Source organism: Mycobacterium parascrofulaceum ATCC BAA-614 (assembly GCF_000164135.1).
Classification (GTDB): domain Bacteria; phylum Actinomycetota; class Actinomycetes; order Mycobacteriales; family Mycobacteriaceae; genus Mycobacterium; species Mycobacterium parascrofulaceum.
Genome location: NZ_GG770572.1, coordinates 1 through 2,365, shown reverse-complemented (window position 1 = coordinate 2,365; position 2,365 = coordinate 1). Strand labels below are relative to the sequence as shown.

The window sequence follows — 2,365 nt, the reverse complement described above, 5'->3', positions numbered from 1 at the left end:
GGGGGCGCAGCGCAGATCGCGTTGATCGTCGAGGGTGGAGGTGCCTGCACCGATCCATCGGCGGTGGCGGCAGCAGACGGTCGCGTAGTCGGGCAACCAGCAGTAGACCGGCTCATAGACACCGCGGCGTGCCATGCACAGGCGGCATGCGGGCCGGGCGTGGCGGCGTTGGCGGGTGGTGTCGCGGTCGGGGGCGGCCAGCCCGATGAGCCGGGCGTGAAGGATGCCCACGGGCTGGCCGCTGGCGGTTGCCAACCAGTCCGGCCGGGGACGGCAGATCGCTGGACCGTCGGCCAGGTAGCGCCGCAGACCTCGGGGTTCTAGGTGGTTGGCGTGCGCGAGCCGATCAAGATAGGACTGCACCGTTTCGCCACGAAACGGTGTGACGGTGCGCGGTAGTGGCGCGGCAGGCCCCTGCGGCCACGCCGGTGGGGTTGATACGTCAGCTGGCATGGCGTTGCGCCGATGTTTGGGCTGCGTAGTCGATGAGCACCGTGTCCATCAGATCCCTGGTGAGGTTCTCGGTTTCGTCGAGCATGCTGCGGATCGCAGCCGAGCGGATCAGGTGCGCCAGGCTGCCGATCATTCCGCCGGTGCGTCGATGCAGGTATTTGGCTTCGGCGACCAGCGTTCCCGCGGTGTGATGGTGCAACCGCAGGGTGCCTTCCATCGCGGCCACCAGCGACTTCCATTCCCCGGCGTACGGGAACGGGCTGGTGTTGATCACACCGCAGCGCCCGGCGAGCTGGCGTCCGCGGGTGCCGGTGAACACACCGGAGCGCTCGACGTCGATGCCGGCGTAGACGAACGTGGCGGGCAGGTGTTCGGTGAAGTACTTCAGGTGATCGGACAGTTCCTCGCCGGCCCGGGTATCGAGGTTGAGGTTGTGGATCTCGTCGACGATCACGATGTCGGTTCGGGCGTCGATGAGGACCTGGCAGACAGCGTCGGCGATATCGGTGACATTCATCCGCGGTTGCATCGGCGGAAGGCCCAGGAATCGCGCGAACTCCATCGCGAGTTTGCGCGCCGAGCCTTTCGGGGGCGCGGTCACGTATACGATCGGGATCCGGGACTTGTCGGCGAATCGTGTCCTGATACGCAGTTCGTGGAATCGGCCGAGTTGTTTGACCGCGGTGGTCTTGCCGGTCGCGGCCGCCCCGGAAATGATCAGCCCGCGCCGGGCGCCGATCTCGCGTTGGTTGAGCAGGGTCAGCAGCCGGCCTTCGTTGGTGATGCGCTGGATCGCCGACGTGGTGACCACGACCAGTTCACTGTGATGCGCTACCCGGGCTTCGTTGTAGTTGGTCCGTTCGGTCTCCGACAGGGTGCTCCACTGCTCATCGGGTAACAGGGTGAACTCGGGTGGATCGGCATCGACGAAACGGCGCCAACCCTCGAGCGTGGTGGTGGGTTGGCGCCGGTCCTCGAGTTGGCTCACCGGGGCAAAAGTGTTCACAGCCGCCACGATTCAGCCTCCTTGCGTGCATCGAACACCGGTAGTGGAATGACTTGGGCGATCTCGATGTCGTCGGCGTCCTCGTCACCGCCTGGCGGCGGCTCCTCATCGCAGGGTTCTGCGGTATCCGGCGGGCGGGGCCAGGCCGGTGTCGCGGTGGCTCGCGTTCGACCCGCCACCCTGCGATCCTTGGATTCCTGTCGGGTGGGGGCGGGGCCTTGCGCGGCCCGGTCGAGCAGGTCATCGGCCGCGCGGGCGATCTCGGCTTCGGTGGCCTGATCGCATCCGCGCTGGGCCAGCACGGACCGCGCATGCTGCCATACCAATTCGCCGAACGGTACCGGGTGGCTGCGCAAATGCGTCCAGGTCGCGGCCAGCCAGCCCTCGTCGTGATGGTTGCGCACCCAGATCCGCGACACGTCGTAGGGGTCGTAGTGCACCTCCCACTGGCCCTTCTTGGATTCCACCCCCGAGTGCTGGCGGCGGTAGGGGTTGAGTGCCTTAGCGTCGTAGCTGCGGTTGTTGACCCGGATCCCGTAGGCATTGATGCGCCGCCAGCACGACGGCAGTAACTCGATGTAGTCCTCGGCCGACAGCGGCACCGGAACATACCCGGCGACCTCGACCAAGGCGGCGTACTTTTCGTTGGGCGTCAACGCCTTGCCCGGGGTGACGGGGTCACGCAGGCCGTCGTGGGGCCGGTTTTGCCATACCGCGACGATCCACTCATCCAGCAGGGCTTGCAGCTCCACGATCGACCACACTGCGTCCTGTTCGGCGTTCTTGCCGCGCCGCTCGACGCTGGAGCCGACATACCCGGCGACATGCTGGGCGAACAAGGTGGCCACCGACTGCAGGGTCCGCTCGATCTTGGGTTTGTCGGTCGGCGTATCCGGGTGGGCGGGC

General features: G+C 66.8%; 3 protein-coding genes. All 3 read right to left on the bottom strand.

Annotated features, from left to right (window positions below; translation table 11 throughout):
• The coding region (locus HMPREF0591_RS31730; RefSeq protein ID WP_040624447.1) for a TniQ family protein at positions 1-453 on the bottom strand (453 nt) is incomplete at its 3' end.
• On the bottom strand, positions 443-1,468 hold the full coding sequence (locus HMPREF0591_RS29345; protein WP_007172501.1) for a TniB family NTP-binding protein: 1,026 nt from the start codon (positions 1,466-1,468) through the stop codon (positions 443-445). The genes HMPREF0591_RS29345 and HMPREF0591_RS31730, both read right to left, overlap by 11 nt.
• On the bottom strand, positions 1,456-2,365 hold a 910-nt coding region (locus HMPREF0591_RS29340), incomplete at its 5' end, for a Mu transposase C-terminal domain-containing protein (RefSeq protein WP_007172500.1). The genes HMPREF0591_RS29345 and HMPREF0591_RS29340, both read right to left, overlap by 13 nt.